Origin of the sequence: Qipengyuania aurantiaca, from assembly GCF_019711375.1 — a bacterium.
Lineage (GTDB): Bacteria > Pseudomonadota > Alphaproteobacteria > Sphingomonadales > Sphingomonadaceae > Qipengyuania > Qipengyuania aurantiaca.
Genome location: NZ_CP081295.1, coordinates 2,123,598 through 2,140,000, shown reverse-complemented (window position 1 = coordinate 2,140,000; position 16,403 = coordinate 2,123,598). Strand labels below are relative to the sequence as shown.

At 65.3% G+C, this 16,403-nt stretch carries 16 protein-coding genes and 1 other RNA gene; 4 read left to right on the top strand and 13 right to left on the bottom strand.

Annotation, left to right across the window (positions count from 1 at the left end; all coding sequences use genetic code 11):
- Positions 1-49 precede the first annotated feature (49 nt).
- Positions 50-841 carry a 23S rRNA (guanosine(2251)-2'-O)-methyltransferase RlmB gene (rlmB, locus tag K3148_RS10385; protein WP_221424735.1) on the top strand — a complete coding sequence of 264 codons (792 nt, stop codon included), beginning with the start codon at positions 50-52 and terminating at the stop codon, positions 839-841.
- A gap of 38 nt (positions 842-879) precedes the next feature.
- Complete coding sequence (locus K3148_RS10380) at positions 880-1,713, top strand: hypothetical protein (protein ID WP_247711546.1); 834 nt, start codon at positions 880-882, stop codon at positions 1,711-1,713.
- Positions 1,714-1,789: 76 nt separating this feature from the next.
- Here K3148_RS10380 and K3148_RS10375 read toward each other — a convergent pair whose 3' ends face one another.
- From K3148_RS10375 to K3148_RS10360, 4 genes are all read right to left on the bottom strand, one after another.
- Complete coding sequence (locus K3148_RS10375) at positions 1,790-2,062, bottom strand: HU family DNA-binding protein (RefSeq protein WP_006834374.1); 273 nt, start codon at positions 2,060-2,062, stop codon at positions 1,790-1,792.
- A gap of 212 nt (positions 2,063-2,274) precedes the next feature.
- A complete protein-coding gene (gene lon / locus K3148_RS10370) occupies positions 2,275-4,665 on the bottom strand; it encodes an endopeptidase La (protein WP_221424733.1) in 2,391 nt (796 codons plus the stop codon).
- A gap of 290 nt (positions 4,666-4,955) precedes the next feature.
- Positions 4,956-5,297 (bottom strand): YbaB/EbfC family nucleoid-associated protein, encoded by a 342-nt coding sequence (locus tag K3148_RS10365; RefSeq protein WP_006834372.1) that lies wholly within the window; start codon positions 5,295-5,297, stop codon positions 4,956-4,958.
- Between the two features lie 11 nt (positions 5,298-5,308).
- Positions 5,309-7,153, bottom strand: coding sequence for a DNA polymerase III subunit gamma/tau (locus K3148_RS10360; protein WP_221424732.1), 1,845 nt, complete (start codon positions 7,151-7,153; stop codon positions 5,309-5,311).
- An 87-nt stretch (positions 7,154-7,240) separates the two neighbouring features.
- Between K3148_RS10360 and K3148_RS10355 the strand changes: the two genes are divergently transcribed.
- Positions 7,241-7,726: a DUF4188 domain-containing protein gene (locus K3148_RS10355; protein ID WP_221424731.1), complete on the top strand. Its 486-nt coding sequence runs from the start codon at positions 7,241-7,243 to the stop codon at positions 7,724-7,726.
- A 1-nt stretch (position 7,727) separates the two neighbouring features.
- Here the strand turns inward: K3148_RS10355 and ffs are convergent.
- The 4 genes from ffs to K3148_RS10335 form a co-directional block, all read right to left on the bottom strand.
- Positions 7,728-7,822: signal recognition particle sRNA small type (gene ffs, locus K3148_RS10350), an RNA gene on the bottom strand.
- Between the two features lie 56 nt (positions 7,823-7,878).
- Complete coding sequence (locus K3148_RS10345) at positions 7,879-8,157, bottom strand: ETC complex I subunit (RefSeq protein ID WP_221424730.1); 279 nt, start codon at positions 8,155-8,157, stop codon at positions 7,879-7,881.
- Between the two features lie 17 nt (positions 8,158-8,174).
- A complete protein-coding gene (gene hrpB / locus K3148_RS10340) occupies positions 8,175-10,601 on the bottom strand; it encodes an ATP-dependent helicase HrpB (protein ID WP_221424729.1) in 2,427 nt (808 codons plus the stop codon).
- Positions 10,602-10,719: 118 nt separating this feature from the next.
- On the bottom strand, positions 10,720-11,736 hold the full coding sequence (locus K3148_RS10335; RefSeq protein WP_221424728.1) for a polyprenyl synthetase family protein: 1,017 nt from the start codon (positions 11,734-11,736) through the stop codon (positions 10,720-10,722).
- 67 nt (positions 11,737-11,803) lie between these two features.
- Between K3148_RS10335 and K3148_RS10330 the strand changes: the two genes are divergently transcribed.
- A complete protein-coding gene (locus K3148_RS10330; protein ID WP_221424727.1) occupies positions 11,804-12,118 on the top strand; it encodes a chorismate mutase in 315 nt (104 codons plus the stop codon).
- Here K3148_RS10330 and K3148_RS13995 read toward each other — a convergent pair.
- The 5 genes from K3148_RS13995 to K3148_RS10305 form a co-directional block, all read right to left on the bottom strand.
- A complete protein-coding gene (locus K3148_RS13995; protein WP_221424726.1) occupies positions 12,115-12,990 on the bottom strand; it encodes a hypothetical protein in 876 nt (291 codons plus the stop codon). The genes K3148_RS10330 and K3148_RS13995 overlap by 4 nt on opposite strands.
- A 41-nt stretch (positions 12,991-13,031) precedes the next feature.
- A complete protein-coding gene (locus K3148_RS10320) occupies positions 13,032-14,525 on the bottom strand; it encodes a sensor histidine kinase (protein WP_221424725.1) in 1,494 nt (497 codons plus the stop codon).
- Complete coding sequence (locus K3148_RS10315) at positions 14,473-15,153, bottom strand: response regulator transcription factor (protein ID WP_040963393.1); 681 nt, start codon at positions 15,151-15,153, stop codon at positions 14,473-14,475. Before K3148_RS10315 ends, K3148_RS10320 begins: the two co-directional genes overlap by 53 nt.
- A gap of 98 nt (positions 15,154-15,251) precedes the next feature.
- Positions 15,252-15,557, bottom strand: coding sequence for a PepSY domain-containing protein (locus K3148_RS10310; protein ID WP_221424724.1), 306 nt, complete (start codon positions 15,555-15,557; stop codon positions 15,252-15,254).
- A 62-nt stretch (positions 15,558-15,619) separates the two neighbouring features.
- Positions 15,620-16,363, bottom strand: coding sequence for an SIMPL domain-containing protein (locus K3148_RS10305; RefSeq protein WP_221424723.1), 744 nt, complete (start codon positions 16,361-16,363; stop codon positions 15,620-15,622).
- Between the last annotated feature and the right edge of the window lie 40 nt (positions 16,364-16,403).

Here is a 16,403-nt window from a genome sequence, read left to right as displayed (position 1 = left end):
GCCCTCGCTGGCAGGAGCGCCACGCAATCTCGGATACAGGACGAAAACCATGGCAAAAGGCGAACGCAAACGCGCATTAAGGGGTCGGGCCGGCCGCATGAAGGGCGGGCGCGGTAGCGGCCGGGCCAGCGCGGGCCACGTGCGCCTCTGGGGCCGCCACGCGGTCGAGGCGGCGCTCAAGAACCCCGATCGACAGCACCGCAAGCTGTGGGCGACGCGCGAAGGCGTGGCTTCGCTCGACGGCGAGCTGCCGCCCGATTTCCCTGTGGAATACGCCGATGTGCAGGATCTCGCGAGGCTCGTCGCGAAGGACGCGCCGCACCAGGGCCTCGTCCTCGAATGCGCGGCGCTGGAGGACCGGTTCCTCGACGAAGTACTCGACGGCGATCCCGCGCGCCCGATCATCGTGCTCGACCAGGTAACCGACCCGCACAATGTCGGCGCGATCATGCGCTCGGCGGTCGCCTTCAACGCGGCGGCTCTCGTGACGCAGGACCGCCACGCTCCGCCCGAAGGCGGTGTCATCGCGAAGTCCGCTTCGGGCGCGCTCGAGACGCTGCCGTGGATCCGGGTGGTCAACCTCGCCCGTGCGATGGAGGAGATGGCCGAGGCCGGATACTGGCGGATCGGCCTGACCGGCCATACCGACACAACCTTCGCCGACGCCCTGCCCACAGGCCCGGTCGCGATCGTGCTCGGCGCGGAAGGCGAAGGCATGCGGCACAATATCGAGACGCATTGCGATGCCCTCGCCAAGCTGCCCATTTCTAACGAAATCGAAAGCCTTAACGTGTCCAACGCGGCAGCGATTGCGCTCTATGCCGCCGCGACACGCGGCTGACGTCTAACGGGGGGAAATTCGAATTGACCATGATGCCGATGAAATTGCGCGCAGCCAGCCTCGCTGCGGCGAGCTCGCTGGCCCTGTCCGGTTGCCTGCTGACGCCGGGCGCCTTTACCAGCGAATTGCACATCATGAAGGATGGCAGTTTTTCCTACAGCTACGATGGCGAGATCCAGATGCTCGCGCTCTCGAAGCTGTCCGAAATGGGCAAGGAAGAGACCTTCGAGGCCGAGTGCTATGACGACGATTTCGAGAAGCGCGAATGCACGCTTGCCGAGGTGAACGAGCAGCGCGCCGAATGGGATGCCGGGGCGAGCGCGCGCGAGGCGGAGCGCAAGAAGAAGGCTGAGGAGATGAAGGCCATGCTGGGCGGGATCGATCCGTCCAATCCCGAAGCGGCGCAGGAACTCGCCGAAAAGCTCGAACGCCAGCGCGGTTGGGAAGACGTAACCTATCTTGGCGACGGCCTGTTCGATGTCGACTTCCGCATCTCGGGCCGGATGAGCCACGACTTCGCCTTCCCCATGATCGAGAAGATGCCGATGGCGAACATGTTCGTCACCGTGATGCTGCGCGACGACAACCAGCTCCGCGTCGACGCACCGGGCTTCGCCGCACAGGGTGGCGGCAATCCGATGCAGGGCATGATGGCGGGCATGGCCGGTCTGGCGCAGATGTCGGGCGAGAGCGGCAAGGACATCGGCAAGATCGCAGTGCCCGAAGGGACCTTCACCATCGTCACCGATGGCCGCATCCTCGCCAACAACACCGACGAGGGTCCCCAGGCCAGCGCGCACGGACAGTCTCTTGTGTGGGAAATCAGCCCGCGCACCGAACAGGCTCCGACGGCGCTGATCGCCTTCGACTGATCCGCTACCGGAAAAGAAAAACGCCGCAGCAACCGGGAGGTCGCTGCGGCGTTTTCGTGTGCTTTTAAGGCGCGTCTTAGTTGACGGCGTCCTTGAGACCCTTGCCGGCCTTGAACTTCGGCTGGTTCGAAGCGGGGATGTTCATCGGTTCGCCGGTACGCGGGTTGCGGCCGGTCGAGGCCTTGCGCTTGGCGACCGAGAAGGTGCCGAAGCCGACGAGGCGAACTTCATCGCCCTTCGACAGCGACTTGGTGATTGCGTCGAACACGCCTTCGACGGCGCTCGATGCGTCGCTCTTCGAAAGGCCACTCGCTTCTGCAACAGCACCAATCAGATCGTTCTTGTTCATTCTCTTTAGAACCCCCTCAATCGAGTTTTGAATTGTCGTCCGGTGAATCGCTTCGCCCGGGGAGCAGCGAATTGAGAGGCTTTTGCCCCCGCTGTCAAAGGCAAAATCCGCCAAAATCGGCGGTTTTTGGGCTTGAAATCTCTATTTTGCGGCGAAACGCACTATTGTTGTGCCGCAGCGAGACATCTCGCTGCGGCGCAACAGATCATTTGTTAATGCGCGGTGGGCGAAGCGCTGCCGTGGGCCTGCCCCGGCTGGCTCGCCAGATCGTCCGCCTCGGTCCACTCGATCGGTGACGGCAGGCTGGTCAGCGCATGCTCGAGCACCTCGTCGACATGGGCGACCGGCACGATCTCCAGCCCCTGCTTCACGTTCTCGGGAATTTCGGCGAGGTCCTTCACGTTCTCTTCGGGGATAAGCACCTTCTTGATGCCGCCGCGAAGCGCTGCGAGGAGCTTTTCCTTCAGTCCGCCGATCGCCAGCACCCGGCCGCGCAGCGTGACCTCGCCGGTCATCGCCACGTCAGGGCGCACCGCCACGCCCGACAGCGTCGAGACGATCGAGGTGACCATGCCGATACCTGCAGAAGGGCCATCCTTCGGCACCGCCCCTTCGGGAAGGTGGATGTGGATGTTCTTGCGCTGGAAGATGCTGGGCTTGATGCCGTAATGCGGGGCGCGCGCCTTCACGAAGCTGAAGGCGGCGGCGACGCTTTCGTTCATCACTTCGCCAAGCTTGCCGGTAGTTTTGATCTCGCCCTTGCCCGGCGTGGTGACGCTTTCGATGGTCAGCAGTTCGCCGCCCACCTCGGTCCAGGCTAGGCCCGTAACTGCGCCCACCTGCGCCTCTTCCTCGCCCATGCCGTGCTTGAACTTTCGGACACCGGCGAACTCGGAGAGGTTTTCGGGCGTGATGGTGACGCTGGCCGCCTTGCCCTCGAGTATCTTGCGCAAGCTCTTTCGAGCCAGCCGCGCCAGTTCGCGCTCGAGAGTGCGGACGCCCGCTTCACGCGTGTAATAACGGATGAGGTCGCGCAGTGCGTCCTCGGTCAGTTCGAACTCGCCATCCTTCAGGCCATGGTCCTTGACCTGCTTGCGCAGCAAATGGCGCTGGGCGATTTCGACCTTCTCGTCCTCGGTGTAACCTTCGAGCCGGATGATTTCCATGCGGTCGAGCAGCGGCTGCGGCAGGTTGAGGCTGTTCGCCGTGGTGACGAACATGATGTCCGACAGGTCGAGATCGAGTTCGAGGTAGTGATCCTGGAACTTGCTGTTCTGTTCGGGGTCGAGCACTTCGAGCAAAGCCGACGCAGGATCGCCGCGGAAGTCCTGTCCGAGCTTGTCGATCTCGTCGAGCAGGAACAGCGGATTGTTCTTGCCGGCCTTTTTCAAATTGGTGACGATCTTGCCCGGCAGCGAGCCGATGTAGGTGCGGCGGTGACCGCGGATTTCGGCTTCGTCACGCACACCGCCCAGCGACTGGCGAATGAACTCACGTCCCGTCGCCTTGGCAATCGACTTGCCGAGCGAGGTCTTGCCGACACCCGGAGGGCCGACGAGGCACAGGATCGGGCCTTTGAGCTTGTTGGTACGCGCCTGCACGGCGAGGTATTCGATAATGCGGTCCTTGACCTTCTCCAGCGCATAGTGATCCGCATCGAGGATCTCCTGCGCCTTGCCGATGTCCCTCTTGACCTTGCTCTTCTTGCCCCACGGCAGGCCGAGCAGCACGTCGAGATAGTTGCGGATGACGGTCGCCTCGGCGCTCATCGGTTGCATGCCTTTAAGCTTCTTGAGCTCGCTTTCGGCCTTGGCCCTGGCTTCCTTCGACAGCTTGGTCTTGCCGATCTTCTCGGTCAGCTCGGCAATCTCGTTGCCGCCGTCCTCGTCGCCATCGCCGAGTTCGTTCTGGATCGCCTTCAGCTGTTCGTTGAGGTAATATTCGCGCTGCGTTTTTTCCATCTGCCGCTTCACGCGGCCACGGATGCGGCGCTCCACCTGCAGCACCGACAGCTCGCCTTCCATGAAGGACATCACCATTTCGAGGCGCTTGAGCGGATCGGGTTCGACCAGCAGCGACTGCTTGTCGGAAACCTTGGCCTGGATGGCGGCGGCAATGGTGTCGGCCAGCTCGCCCGCATCGTCGACCTCGGCGAGCTGCTCGGCGGCGTCCTCGCCGATCTTCTTGTTGAGCTTGGCGTATTCGCCGAACTGCTCGACCACCTGGCGCATCATCGCGCTAATCTCTGTGCCCGACGCGGTCGGTTCCTCGATCTCGGTCACGTCGGCAGCGACATAGTCGCCGACGGCACGCAGTTCATGCAGCTTGGCGCGCGCCTGCCCTTCGACCAGCACGCGCACCGTGCCATCGGGCAGCTTCAGCAGCTGCAGCACCTGCGCGATGACGCCGGTGTCGTAGAGGTCGCGGCCTTCCGGATCGTCACACCCCGGATCGAGCTGCGAGAGGAGGAAGATGTCCTTCGATCCTTCCATCGCGACTTCCAGCGCCGCCACCGACTTGTCGCGGCCCACGAAGAGCGGGACCACCATGCCGGGGAAGACGACGATGTCGCGCAGCGGAAGGAGGGGAAAGGTCTCGGTCATATGCATTCTGTCCAGTTGCGGCCCGCCTCGGGGCCGTCGGGTTGGAACCGAATATGGGTAGCGATTACCCGCTTCGCAACGCCGCGCCTCCGCTTAGCTGTGCACAGCGCCAGCCGTTCAGCTTCAACCCCGCCAAGCTGAAGGATGGGGCGCATGGAGCACAGTCCTGACGAAGAAAACGCGCAGGACGCGAAAAGGGCCGCAGCGATTGCTCGCGCGGCCCTTTCCCTGTGTCGTCATGTCCCGCCATTGCCCCTTCGATAGCAGGCGTCACGGCTTGTAGGACAGGCTTAGCCCAGACCCGGAATGTTCATGCCCGGAGGCAGGCCCATGCCGCCCTGGATCGCCTGCATTTCCTCGGCCGACTTGCGATCGGCCTTGTCGCGCGCATCGTTGAAGGCGGCCGCGACGAGGTCTTCGACCATCTGCTTTTCTTCCGGCTTCATCAGACTTTCGTCGATCTCGACGCCGATGATGCGGCCACGGGCCGTTGCGCGGACTTTGACGAGGCCGCCACCGGCAGCGCCTTCGACCTCAATCGTGTCGAGCTTGGCCTGCGCTTCGTTCATCTGCGTCTGGATCGTCTCGGCAGCCTTCTGGGCGGCGGCGATCATTTCTTCCATCGATTTCATCTGGGTCGTCCTTATGCTCTGCGGTTCCAGGGAACCTCGCGCCGCATCGGGGGGACATCGGCGCCGTCTTCTATCATTTCGGCATCGGGGAACGCGGCTTCAACCGCTTTCACCATCGGATGCTCTTTCATGGCAGCCTTGGCGGCCTCGGCCTTGGCCTGCCGCTGCTCTTCGAGCGAGGGCGTGGCGAGCGCGGGATCGCCGGTTTCCAACTGCCAGCGGGTTTCCGTCACGGCGTAAAGCGCGTCCTTAAGCACCGGCTCGATCGCGTCGCCATACTTCGCATCGCGAGTGTAGACGAGCTTGCCCATCTCCACGCTGATCGGGCGGATCTGGAGGCGCATGATGCTCTCCGCCTGCAGCTTGCCAGCGGCGGAGACCTTCTCGATCAGCTCTTCCCAGTCGAGCGTGGCTGTCGGGGCGCCGGCGCCGCCCTCGCCCGCACTCGCTGCCGGAGCGGGACCGCGCGCGGCCAGTTCTTCCAACTGCTTTGCGAGCTTGCCCGGATCGGGCATTCCCGCGGCGTGCAGCACGCGGAGCAGCGCCATCCGCGCCGAGACTAACGGGTCGGGCGCGTGGCGGACTTCCTCGTGACCCTTGAGCAGCAATTGCCACAGGCGGTGGACCTGCCCGACGTCGAGCCGCTTAGCCCATTCGGTCAGCTGCTCGCGCTCTTCGGCGGTAGTCGCTTCGGCCTCGCCGCCCGAAACCTGCGTCAACGCGATGCGGTGGGTGAGGTCCATCAGGCTGCGCATCAGTGCGAGCGGTTCAACGCCGAGCGCATACTGATCGTCGACCGCAGCCAGCGCGGCCTTGGCATCGCCATCGAGGATATGGGCGAACAAGCGCCGCTGCGCCCCGCGATCGGCAAGGCCCAGCATGTCGCGCACGCGCTCCGCCGTGACCTTGCCGCCCGTGTCCATATCGGCATGGGCGATAGCCTGGTCGAGGATGGAGAGCCCGTCACGCACCGAACCTTCGGCGGCGTTGGCGACGATATGGAGCGCCTCTTCCTCGGCCTCCACCCCTTCCTTGCGGCAGATTTCGGCGAAATGCGCTTCGAGCAATTCGACCGGAATACGGCGCAAATCGAAGCGCTGCGTGCGGCTGAGGACGGTGACGGGAAGCTTTTCGACCTCGGTCGTGGCGAAGAGGAATTTCACATGCGCCGGCGGTTCTTCCAGCGTCTTGAGCAACGCGTTGAAGGCGTTGCGCGAGAGCATGTGGACCTCGTCGATGATGTAGATCTTGTAGCGCGCGGAGACCGCGGCATAGCGCACCGCCTCGATGATCTCGCGCACATCGTCGACGCCGGTGTGCGATGCGGCGTCCATCTCGATCACGTCGATATGGCGGCCCTCGGCAATCGCCGTGCAGGGCTCGCACACGCCGCAGGGGCTGATCGTCGGACCGCCCTCGCCATCGGGGCCGATGCAGTTCAGCGCCTTGGCGATGAGGCGCGCGGTCGAGGTCTTGCCCACCCCGCGCACGCCGGTCATCAGGAAGGCATGCGCCAGCCGGTCGCGCGCAATGGCGTTGGCCAGCGTACGAACCATGGCGTCCTGCCCGATCAGTTCGGCAAAAGTTTGCGGACGGTATTTGCGTGCAAGGACGCGGTAAGGCTGCGCGGGTTCGGCGCTGTCCTGCGCGGGAGTTGCAGCAGCCGGCGATTCCACAGGAGTGGGCGCGGGCATTGGCGCCGGCTCGGGTGAAGGCGCAGGCGTGACCTGGGGCTCCGGCGCGTCGCCGAACATCGAGTTCTGCCCGGCCGCCTCCAGTTCGGCAGCGCTCGGCGCGTCGTCCTCGACGTCAGTCTCCCACGGGAGGCCGTCAGTATTTTCCGGTGAATCACCCATAGCCTATCAGGTAGGCGCTCGATCCCGATTTGTCGAAGCTTGACCAATAGGTTTCAATTTGCAATCTATGTCGTCAAGGAGAGCCCCATGTCGATAGTCAAAGGGCGGATGACCGCCGAATTTTCCGGCCCGCTCGTGGTCTTCCTGATCGGCATGCGGATCAATCATTTCCACAAGTTCAGCAAATGGTGGCCCGTTTTTCGCTCGATGGGTCCGATGCTGGAGGAACTTTCGGCGAATCCCCAGAGCGGTTTCCTCGGGACGGAGTTCGCCTTTTGCAGCCTGCGACAGGTGATGTTGCTGCAATACTGGAAGGATTTCGAGAGCCTCGAACGCTATGCCCGCTCACACGACGAGAAGCACTGGCCGGCCTGGACGGCGTTCAACCGGAATGTCGGAAGCGACGGCACAGTCGGCATCTACCACGAAACTTACGCGGTCGACGGGGGAGCCTACGAAACGGTCTATGGCAATATGCCTGCGTTCGGTCTCGGCAAGGTGGCCGGGCTCGTCCCGGCGACGGGGTCGCGCAACGAGGCGCGCGATCGCATGCGCGTCAGCAACCAGAGCTGAGGGAAAAGGAGCCGAGCGACCCGCCGCAATTCACCTGGGCTGCTTCCTTCCGGACCTGACCCGGTGAGCGAACGCAAACGTCCACCCGACTCCCGGCGCGCCATATGGCGGCGGTTGGCCCAGATTTCAACACCGCATTTGCGCAGGTGTGATTACCGGAAATTATCCGCGTAGGCCTGCAGCTTCAGGCTGTGCGGCGGCGTGGCGTGGACGCGGGCGGCGATACCGTATTTCTCGGCATAGGCCTTCGCCTCGTCCTTGCTCGGGAATTTGAGCTGCACCTGCGCCTGCGTATCGCCGCTGCCTGTCCAGCCCATCAGCGGGTCAGCCCGGCGAGCCTCGGACTGTTCGAATTCGAGCACCCACTCGTCGGTACGGGCCTTGCCCGATTGCATCGCGCTCTGCGGTCGCTGGTAGATACGTGCTGCCATAATGAGGGCCCTGTAATTCAGCCGCCGGATTTTGAAAAGGCGTTCTTGGTCTTCAAACTGGGCTTTTCCGCCCATGGTTCCTCGGGCCAGCGATGCTTGGGGTAGCGACCCTTCATGTCCTTGCGCACATCGTCCCAACTGCCGCGCCAGAAACCGGGCAGGTCGCGGGTGGACTGGATCGGGCGTCCGGCCGGGCTGGTGAGTTTCAGGAACAGCGGCGTGTCGCCGATCATCGGGTGGCGTTCCAGACCGAAGAGCGCCTGCACGCGGACCTCCACGCTGGGCGCGTCGTCGCCGGTGTAGTCGATCCGGTGCGTGGTCCCGGCAGGCGAAGTAAACTCGCGCGGCGCCTCGCTGTCCAGCCGCTGCCGGTCGTTCCAGTCGAGCAGGCCGAGCAGCGCGTCGACCAGTCGGCCCTTGGGAAGGTCGAGATCGCGCCGCCCCTCCAGAAGCGGGGCGAGCCAGAGATCGGCGGTTTCGGCCAGCTTGTCGGACGAAAACGCATCCAGCCCGATGAAGGCGGCGCGCGCCTGCAGCTCCGCCGGGATCAGTTTTGCCGGATTTTCCAGAGCCTTGCCCACAAGGATATCCACAAGCGCCGCGCTGTCGGGCGAGGGATCGGGACCGCTCGCAAGCGTGATTGCGCCCAGCCGCTTTTCCAGCCGCGCTTCCACGCGGTCCTGTTTCCAGCGCAGGACAGAGCGTTTCTCGATCCGCTCGCCCAGCCAGTGTTCGAGATCGGCCTGCTCCAGCGCGATAGCCGAAGTGATGCGCGCGCCCTTCGCCTGCCCCTGCGCGTCGCCGATCACGAGAAACTCGGCCCGCGCCAACGGCGATGCGGGATCGAGCATGAACCCGCGCCCGCCCGAGGCGATCCAGCTTTCCCCCGACGCGTCGCGGCGCTTGGCGATGAACTCTAGGCGACCGGCTGCGAGGAGGATGGCTGCCGGGATGTTGTCGCGGTTTCCCGACGCCACCAGCTTCTCCGCCAGCATCGCCCAGCGCCCCGCAAGCTTGCGGCTGGCCTCGGCCCTTGCGCCCCGGTCCTCGTTCCAGCGCAACAGGCGCGCTTCCAGATCCTCGCCCCGCCCCCCAAGGCCACGTTCCTGCAGCAGGAGCGCCAGCCGCGCGGCTTTCGCGGCGCTGCCGTGCTCCGCCCCGAACAGCAGCATCGCCGCCGAAGCCGGGTCGAGCGGGAGGCTGGCGAGTTGCTTTCCGCGTTCGGTGATCCGCCCTTCCGCATCGAGCGCGCCCAGCCCGACCAGCGTCGCACGCGCTGCCGCCACGGAGGCCACGGGCGGCGGGTCGAGCCATTGCAGGCTTGCGGGATCGCTCGTCCCCCATTTCGCGAGGTCGAGCACCAGCGGCGCCAGATCGGCGGTTTCCATCTCGGGCGGATCGAATTGCGGCCTTCCGGCGTGTCCGCCCTCTTCCCACAGGCGATAGGCCACGCCCGGCCCCTGCCGCGCCGCACGTCCCGCGCGCTGCGCCGCCGCCGCTTGGCTCGCGCGATGGGTGACGAGATGCGTCGTCCCTGCCGCCCGGTCGAACTCCGCCCTTCGCGAGAGCCCTGCGTCGACCACGACCGACACGCCCTCCAGCGTCAGCGAGGTTTCGGCGATCGCGGTGGCCAGCACGATCCGCCGTCGCCCTTTGGGATCGCGGCGGATCGCGGCGCGCTGTTCGGCCGGTTGGACTTGCCCATGGAGTGGCAACACCAGCGCGCTCGGCAGACGCTCCGCCAGCCGTTCGCGCGTGCGCTCGATCTCGCCCACACCGGGCAGGAAAGCGAGAATATCGCCCTCCTGTTCCTTCCACGCGGTCGCGATGGCCGAAGTCATGGCGTCCTCGACCCGCGCCTGCGGGGAGGAGCCGAGCCAGCGGATCTCCAGCGGATAGGCCCGCCCCTCGCTCTCGATCACCGGTGTATCGCCGCCCATGAGCGCGGCGAAGCGCGCCCCGTCGATCGTCGCCGACATGACCAGCACGCGCAATTCCTCGCGCAGCACGCCTTGAGTTTCCAACGCCAGCGCGAGGCCGAGGTCGCTGTCGAGATGGCGTTCATGCGCCTCGTCGAACAGCACCGCCGACACGCCTTCAAGCTCTGGATCGTCGAGGATGCGGTTCACGAAGATCGCCTCGGTTACTACCAGCACGCGAGTTTTGCTCGAACGCTTGCTGTCCAGGCGGGTCAGGTAGCCCACGGTTTCGCCCGGCTTCTCGCCCAGCATCTGCGCCATCCGCTCCGCCGCAGCGCGCGCGGCCACACGGCGGGGCGAGGTGAGGATCACCGTGCCGCTGCACCATTCCTGATCGAGCAGCGCTGGGGCCACCGCCGTCGTCTTGCCCGCCCCCGGCGGCGCGACCAGCACGGCGCCGCTACTCTCCCGCAGTGCGGCGAGCAGGTCGGGCAGGACAGCGTGGATGGGGAGGTCGTCAGCCACCGCCGGCCGACCGTTCGTGCAGAGCTTGTCGAAGCATTGCTCTTCCTTTCTCGCCAGGCCTTAAAAGGAAGGACTGCCCTTCGACAAGCTCAGGGCGAACGGAGCTTTGAAGTGCCGATCAATAGCCGCGCGATACGGCGAAAAGGGCCGCCTGCGTCATGGCGCGGCGGGCCTTGCCGTCGGGGAAGATCGACAGCGCGTCGATCGCGCGCTGGGCGAAGTGGCGGGCGCGAGCCTTGGTGTCGGCGACGGCGTTATGCGCTTCGATCAGGCGGATTGCCTCGTCGAGATCGGCGTCCGTGGTGCGGAAACCGGCGATGGCGGCCTTCCAGAATTCGCGTTCTTCCTCGCTGCCGCGGGCGTAGGCGAGGATGACCGGCAGGGTCATCTTGCCCTCGCGGAAATCGTCGCCGCGGTCCTTGCCCATTTCGGCCGCGTTGGAATCGTAATCGAGCGCGTCGTCGACCAGCTGGAAGGCGACGCCCAGGTTGCGGCCGTATTCGTCCAGCGCCTGTTCTTCTTCTTCGCTGCATTCCGCGACCACGGCCGCGATGCGGCTGGCCGCGGCGAACAGCGCGGCGGTCTTGGCGCGGATGATGCCGAGATAGCGTTCTTCGCTGGTGTCGATCTTGCGCTGGGCGGTCAGCTGGTCGACCTCGCCCTCGGCGATGATCGCGCTGGCGCCCGAGAGAATCTTGAGGACCTTGAGACTGCCGTCCTCGGTCATCAGTTCGAAGCTGCGGCTGAAGAGGAAATCGCCCACCAGCACGGTGGCGGGATTGCCGAAGATGATGTTGGCCGCCGCCTTGCCGCGCCTCAAGTCGCTGCCGTCGACGACATCGTCGTGCAGCAGCGTCGCGGTGTGAATGAATTCGACCGCCGCGGCGAGCTTGTGATGGCGCGTGCCGCTGTAGCCGACCAGCTCTGCCCCTGCGAGCGTGAGCATCGGGCGTAGGCGCTTGCCGCCGCCCGAAATCAAATGTCCGGCGAGCGCAGGGATGAGCGGCACTTCGCTCTGCATCCGGTCGAGAATGACCTGGTTGACCGCGTTCATGCCCTGCGCGGTAAGCGCCAGCATGGGTTCGATCGAGGGCTCCGGGCCCTTGCGCGGGAGGGGAACGACGTCGGCTGTCATGTCAGCTTGGCCATGTCCTGCCTAAACTTTCTTGGCAAGAGGCGGATTGGCGCTAATCTGGCAAGCGATGACGCAAGAGGTGCAACAGACCCCCGCCGAAGACGCGACGCTGGCGGCTTATCGCAAGAGCATCGACAATATCGATGCCGCGCTCGTGCATATGCTGGCCGAGCGGTTTCGCATCACGCAGGCGGTGGGCGCCTACAAGGCCACCGCCACCCTGCCCCCCGCCGATCCCGCGCGCGAGGCCGAGCAGATCGCCCGGCTGCGGCGGCTGGCGGAGGAGAGCGAGCTCGACCCCGAGTTCAGCGAGAAGTTCCTGCGCTTCATCATCGACGAAGTCATTCGCCATCACGAGAAAGCGCAGGGACTGACCTCTTAATCGGGGTTCTTTTCGCGGGCTCGGCGCGTCGCGGCAGGAGAGTTGCGGCGCGATGAGCGTTCCGACCTATCGGGACGCGCGCGTTCCTCGCGGCGTGTTTCCTGCGCATTGCTGCGCTGGGCCGCCGGTGCGGCGCGTTCCTGGCGACGGTTCTCGCGCGGGGCGGGAGCCGGTGCCGGAGCGCGGCTGGCCGCCGGAGCGGCCGGAGCCCTGCGCACGGCCTCTGCCGTGCCGCGCTGCGCCCGACGTGTCGCTTCACCAGCCGGTGCGCGGCGCGCGGCCTCGCGAGCCGGAGCGCGGCGAGCCGCTTCAGTGGACCGGCTCACGGCGCGCTGCTGGCCGGCGCGTTCCTCGCGGCGTTCGCGCGCAGTGGCCTCGGCAGCCTGGCGGATAGCCGAACCGCGGTTCGCATCCTCGCGGCGGTCACGCGTTGCGGCGCGATCGCGGCGCTCTGCCCGGCGGTAATCGGCCCGCCGGTCTTCGTAGCGGCCGCTTTCGCCAAGTTCGAACCCGGCCCAGTTTTCGGCCAGGGCACGATGCGCGACGCGGCGCTCGTAGCGCTCGCGGCGTTCGGCCCAGAGGCGGCGCTGGTAGTCGTTCCAGCGATGGCGATAGCCGTAGCGGTCGTAGACGTAATAGCCCGTGCCGGGGTAATAGTAGTCGTCGTACCAGCCGTAGTAGCTGTCATAATAGGGATCGTAATACGGGTCGTAATAGCCGCCCGAGCTGTAGCCGACGCCGACCGAAACGCCCGAGTGGCCATAGGAGTCGGCCATCATCGTGCAGCCGGAGAGCCCGAGGCCAACCAGCCCGGCAAGTCCCACCCGAAGAGCGAAGGGCGCGCGGCGCGCCGTGATATTTTTTTCGTCCATGGTCCGTGGCTTATACACGATGGATTGAACGAAGTCTGAACCTAAACGCCGGGTCGCGGCAATCTAAGCGTGACCATCAGCCCGCCGAGGTCCTCGCTGGTGCCGAGTTCGACCGAGCCGGCGTAGATTTCGGCCACGTCTCTCACGATGGCAAGGCCAAGGCCCGTGCCGGGCTTGCCGGTATCGAGCCGCGCGCCGCGGTCGAAGATGCGGATGCGCTCGGCTTCGGGAATGCCGGTCCCGTCGTCCTCGACCCAGATGGCGCATTGCTCGGCATCGGGCTCGGCGTCGACCGTCACGAAGACGGAGCCGCCGCCATATTTGGCAGCGTTCTCGATCAGGTTTCCGAGAATTTCGTCGAGATCCTGCCGTTCGATGGCGACGGCGGCCTCGCGCTTGCCGTCGAGGTCGAAGCGGGTGTGCTCGTAAATGCGGGTGACGGCGCGCAGCACGCTTTCCGCGCTCGGCCAGACCTCGGCCCGGGCATGACCCGTGGCGCGGCGCCCCACCGCGCGGGCGCGGGCGAGATGGTGCTCGACATGGCGCTGCATGGTCTTGGTTTCGCGGCAGACGAGGTCGGAAAGCTTGGGATCGTGCGCGGTGGCGGCGTTGGTCAGGACGGTGAGCGGGGTTTTCAGCGCGTGGGCGAGATTGCCCGCATGGGTTCGCGCTTCCTCCGCCTGGCGTTCGCTATGGGCGAGCAGCGCGTTGATCTCTTCCACCAGCGGTTCGACTTCCAGCGGCAGCGGCTCCTCGATCCGGTTCGCGCCTTCGGACCGCATCGACTGGATCGCCGCGCGCACTCGGCGCAAGGGCGACAGGCCATAGTAACTTTGCAGCGCGGCCATGATGAGGAGGCCGAGGCCCAGCACGGCAAAACTCCACACCAGGATCGAACGGATGCGCGAAACCTGGAAGTCCATTTCCTCGCGCGCGCTGGCCACGGTGAAGGTCCACTGCGTGTCGCTTTCGGGCAGGATGATGTTCCGCTCGACCACGCGCAGCGGTTCGTCGGGATATTGCTCACTGTCGTAGAAGTGGGGCTCGTCGTCCGTGTGATCGCCATCGACCGCGAGCGTGCGATCCCACAGGCTGCGGCTGGGATAGGGGTCCCTGCCCGGCCCGCTGATCTGCCAGTAGACGCCCGAATTGACCTCGAGGAAGCGCTGGTCGCCGAGCGAGCGGTAGAAGCGCACGTCGCCCCATTCGTCGACCTCAGCCGAGGCGATCAGGGCGGTAAGGACATATTCCAGCTGGTCGTCGAAATTGCTCTGCACTTCCCGGGTCAGCGCGCGTTCAAGCGCGAACCCGCCACCCAGCAGCAGGACCCCGACCCAGATCGCCGCAATCGCCATCATGCGCGCAGCAAGACTGCGGCGCGGTGCGGGCGGCGTCGGGAGCGTTACCGGATCGGCGTCGGGTTCAGGCGCAGCGGTGTCGCCGGCAGGAGAACCCGCCGCCGCCCTCGCCTCGCCATCCTCCTCAGGATGCGCGGGGCTGGTCGGCGGGGTCGTCGAGGCTGTAACCGAGTCCACGGATGGTCGTGATCACTTCCGCACCCAGCTTTTTGCGGATGCGGGTGACGAAGACTTCGATCGTGTTCGAATCGCGGTCGAAATCCTGGTCGTAGATGTGTTCGATGAGTTCGGTGCGGCTGACCACCTTGCCCTTGTGGTGCATGAGGTAGGACAGCAGCTTGTATTCCTGCGCGGTCAGCTTGACCGGCTCACCCTTCAGCGTGACGCGGCCCGAACGCGTGTCGAGACGCACATCGCCGGCCGTCAGTTCGCTGGAGGTGTTGCCGGACGCGCGACGGATGAGCGCGCGGAGGCGAGCAATCAGCTCTTCGGTCTGGAAGGGCTTGGCAAGGTAATCGTCCGCGCCCGCATCCAGCCCGGCAACCTTGTCCGACCAGCTGTCGCGCGCGGTCAGCACGAGAACGGGGAACTTACGCCCCTCCTTGCGCCACATGCCGAGCACGGTCAGACCGTCGATCTCGGGCAGGCCGAGATCGAGGATCACCGCGTCGTAATCTTCGGTGGAACCGAGGAAGTGGCCATCCTCGCCATCGGTGGACAGGTCCACCGCATAGCCGTTCTGCTCCAGCGTGCTCTTGAGCTGCTGGCCCAGCGTCGGCTCGTCTTCGACGATCAGGATTCTCATGAATTGCTTTCCTCGCTAATATTCTTGCGCGTGTTGTTCATGTAGATGAACGCGTCAAGATGAACGAGGTTTCTGATCGACCGAAATCCGCGAGAAAATCAGCGGCTGCGGCGCAGGATCCGGCCCGTGCGCGCGTCGACATCGACATAGAGCACACGGCCCTTCTTGATGAACTTCAGGCGATACGCCATCGCGGTCGAATCGTAGTCGAAGCCGAGGTATTCGGCATCACCCATCATCGGCAGCACACGATTCTCGATCTCGCGAGCGCGCAGGATATTGCCCGCCCGCATCTCCTTGCGCGCCTCGCCCTGGTCGGAGCGACGCTGCGCTTCCGCCGGCGTGGCGGTCAGCGGCCCGGCAACCAGGCCGAGGGCGAGCAGGGAGGCGAGAAGCTGTTTCATGACAGGCAGCTTACTAGGCATGAAGCGTTGAACAAGGTGTGAATGTTGCCGTTCGCACCCGTTCAGCGGGTCATCTCATAAGTCAGCGCAATGCCGACGCCAGTCGCAACGACGCCGGGCGCCACCGGCGGGGGCGGCGCAGCCATGCTGCGGGAGCCGGTTACGACGATCCGGTCGCTCTGCTCCATCATGCCGCTCGACCCGCGGATGGATTCGGCCACCTGCAGCAAGCGAACACCGGTGTAGCCGGCCAGCCGGGCGTATTCCTCGGCCTGCGCGCGTCCGCGCTCGAGCGCGTTGCTGCGAGCCTGCGCCTTGGCGGCCTCGTCGTCCTCAATGGAGAAATTCGGTCCGTTGATATTGGTCGCACCGGCTTCGACCATCGCGTCGAGCACTTCGCCGACCCGGTCGAGATCGCGCAGCTTGACGGTCACCTGGTTGCTGGCGCGATAGCCGAGAAAGCGGGGCGGCTGGTCGCCCCGGTTCTGGTAATCGTAACGCGGGTTCAGGCTAATCCGCGAAGTCTGGATGTCGCGCTCGGCAATGCCAAGCGCGCGGATCAGCGAAACCAGCCGCTGCATTTCCGCCGAATTGCGCCGCAGCGCCTCGACAGCGGTGTTCGCGTCGGACTGGACACCGGTCCAGATCGTCGCCGTATCCGGCTCGACCTCGATCTGCTCGAAGACCGTCAATTCGATCACGGGGTTTTGGGCGGTAATCTGCACTTCGCCCGCATGCGCCGTCATCGGCAGGGCTGCGGCAAGCATCAGGGCCGGTGCGGCAAGCAGTCTGGTGGGGCGCATCATGGGCAAATCTCCTCTTCTCGGACGCACTGTCCGCGTTGCC

What these genes read in the sequence shown, in the direction of transcription:
- K3148_RS10365 (WP_006834372.1), bottom strand. Translation starts at nt 5,297, where the DNA reads ATGAAATCGATGGAAGAAATGATCGCCGCCGCCCAGAAGGCTGCCGAG.
- K3148_RS10315 (WP_040963393.1), bottom strand. Translation starts at nt 15,153, where the DNA reads ATGAGAATCCTGATCGTCGAAGACGAGCCGACGCTGGGCCAGCAGCTC.
- K3148_RS10380 (WP_247711546.1), top strand. Translation starts at nt 880, where the DNA reads ATGAAATTGCGCGCAGCCAGCCTCGCTGCGGCGAGCTCGCTGGCCCTG.
- rlmB (WP_221424735.1), top strand. Translation starts at nt 50, where the DNA reads ATGGCAAAAGGCGAACGCAAACGCGCATTAAGGGGTCGGGCCGGCCGC.
- K3148_RS10345 (WP_221424730.1), bottom strand. Translation starts at nt 8,157, where the DNA reads ATGGCAGCACGTATCTACCAGCGACCGCAGAGCGCGATGCAATCGGGC.
- K3148_RS10375 (WP_006834374.1), bottom strand. Translation starts at nt 2,062, where the DNA reads ATGAACAAGAACGATCTGATTGGTGCTGTTGCAGAAGCGAGTGGCCTT.
- K3148_RS10310 (WP_221424724.1), bottom strand. Translation starts at nt 15,557, where the DNA reads ATGAAACAGCTTCTCGCCTCCCTGCTCGCCCTCGGCCTGGTTGCCGGG.
- K3148_RS10360 (WP_221424732.1), bottom strand. Translation starts at nt 7,153, where the DNA reads ATGGGTGATTCACCGGAAAATACTGACGGCCTCCCGTGGGAGACTGAC.
- K3148_RS10335 (WP_221424728.1), bottom strand. Translation starts at nt 11,736, where the DNA reads ATGACAGCCGACGTCGTTCCCCTCCCGCGCAAGGGCCCGGAGCCCTCG.
- lon (WP_221424733.1), bottom strand. Translation starts at nt 4,665, where the DNA reads ATGACCGAGACCTTTCCCCTCCTTCCGCTGCGCGACATCGTCGTCTTC.
- K3148_RS10305 (WP_221424723.1), bottom strand. Translation starts at nt 16,363, where the DNA reads ATGATGCGCCCCACCAGACTGCTTGCCGCACCGGCCCTGATGCTTGCC.
- K3148_RS10330 (WP_221424727.1), top strand. Translation starts at nt 11,804, where the DNA reads ATGACGCAAGAGGTGCAACAGACCCCCGCCGAAGACGCGACGCTGGCG.
- K3148_RS13995 (WP_221424726.1), bottom strand. Translation starts at nt 12,990, where the DNA reads ATGGACGAAAAAAATATCACGGCGCGCCGCGCGCCCTTCGCTCTTCGG.
- K3148_RS10355 (WP_221424731.1), top strand. Translation starts at nt 7,241, where the DNA reads ATGTCGATAGTCAAAGGGCGGATGACCGCCGAATTTTCCGGCCCGCTC.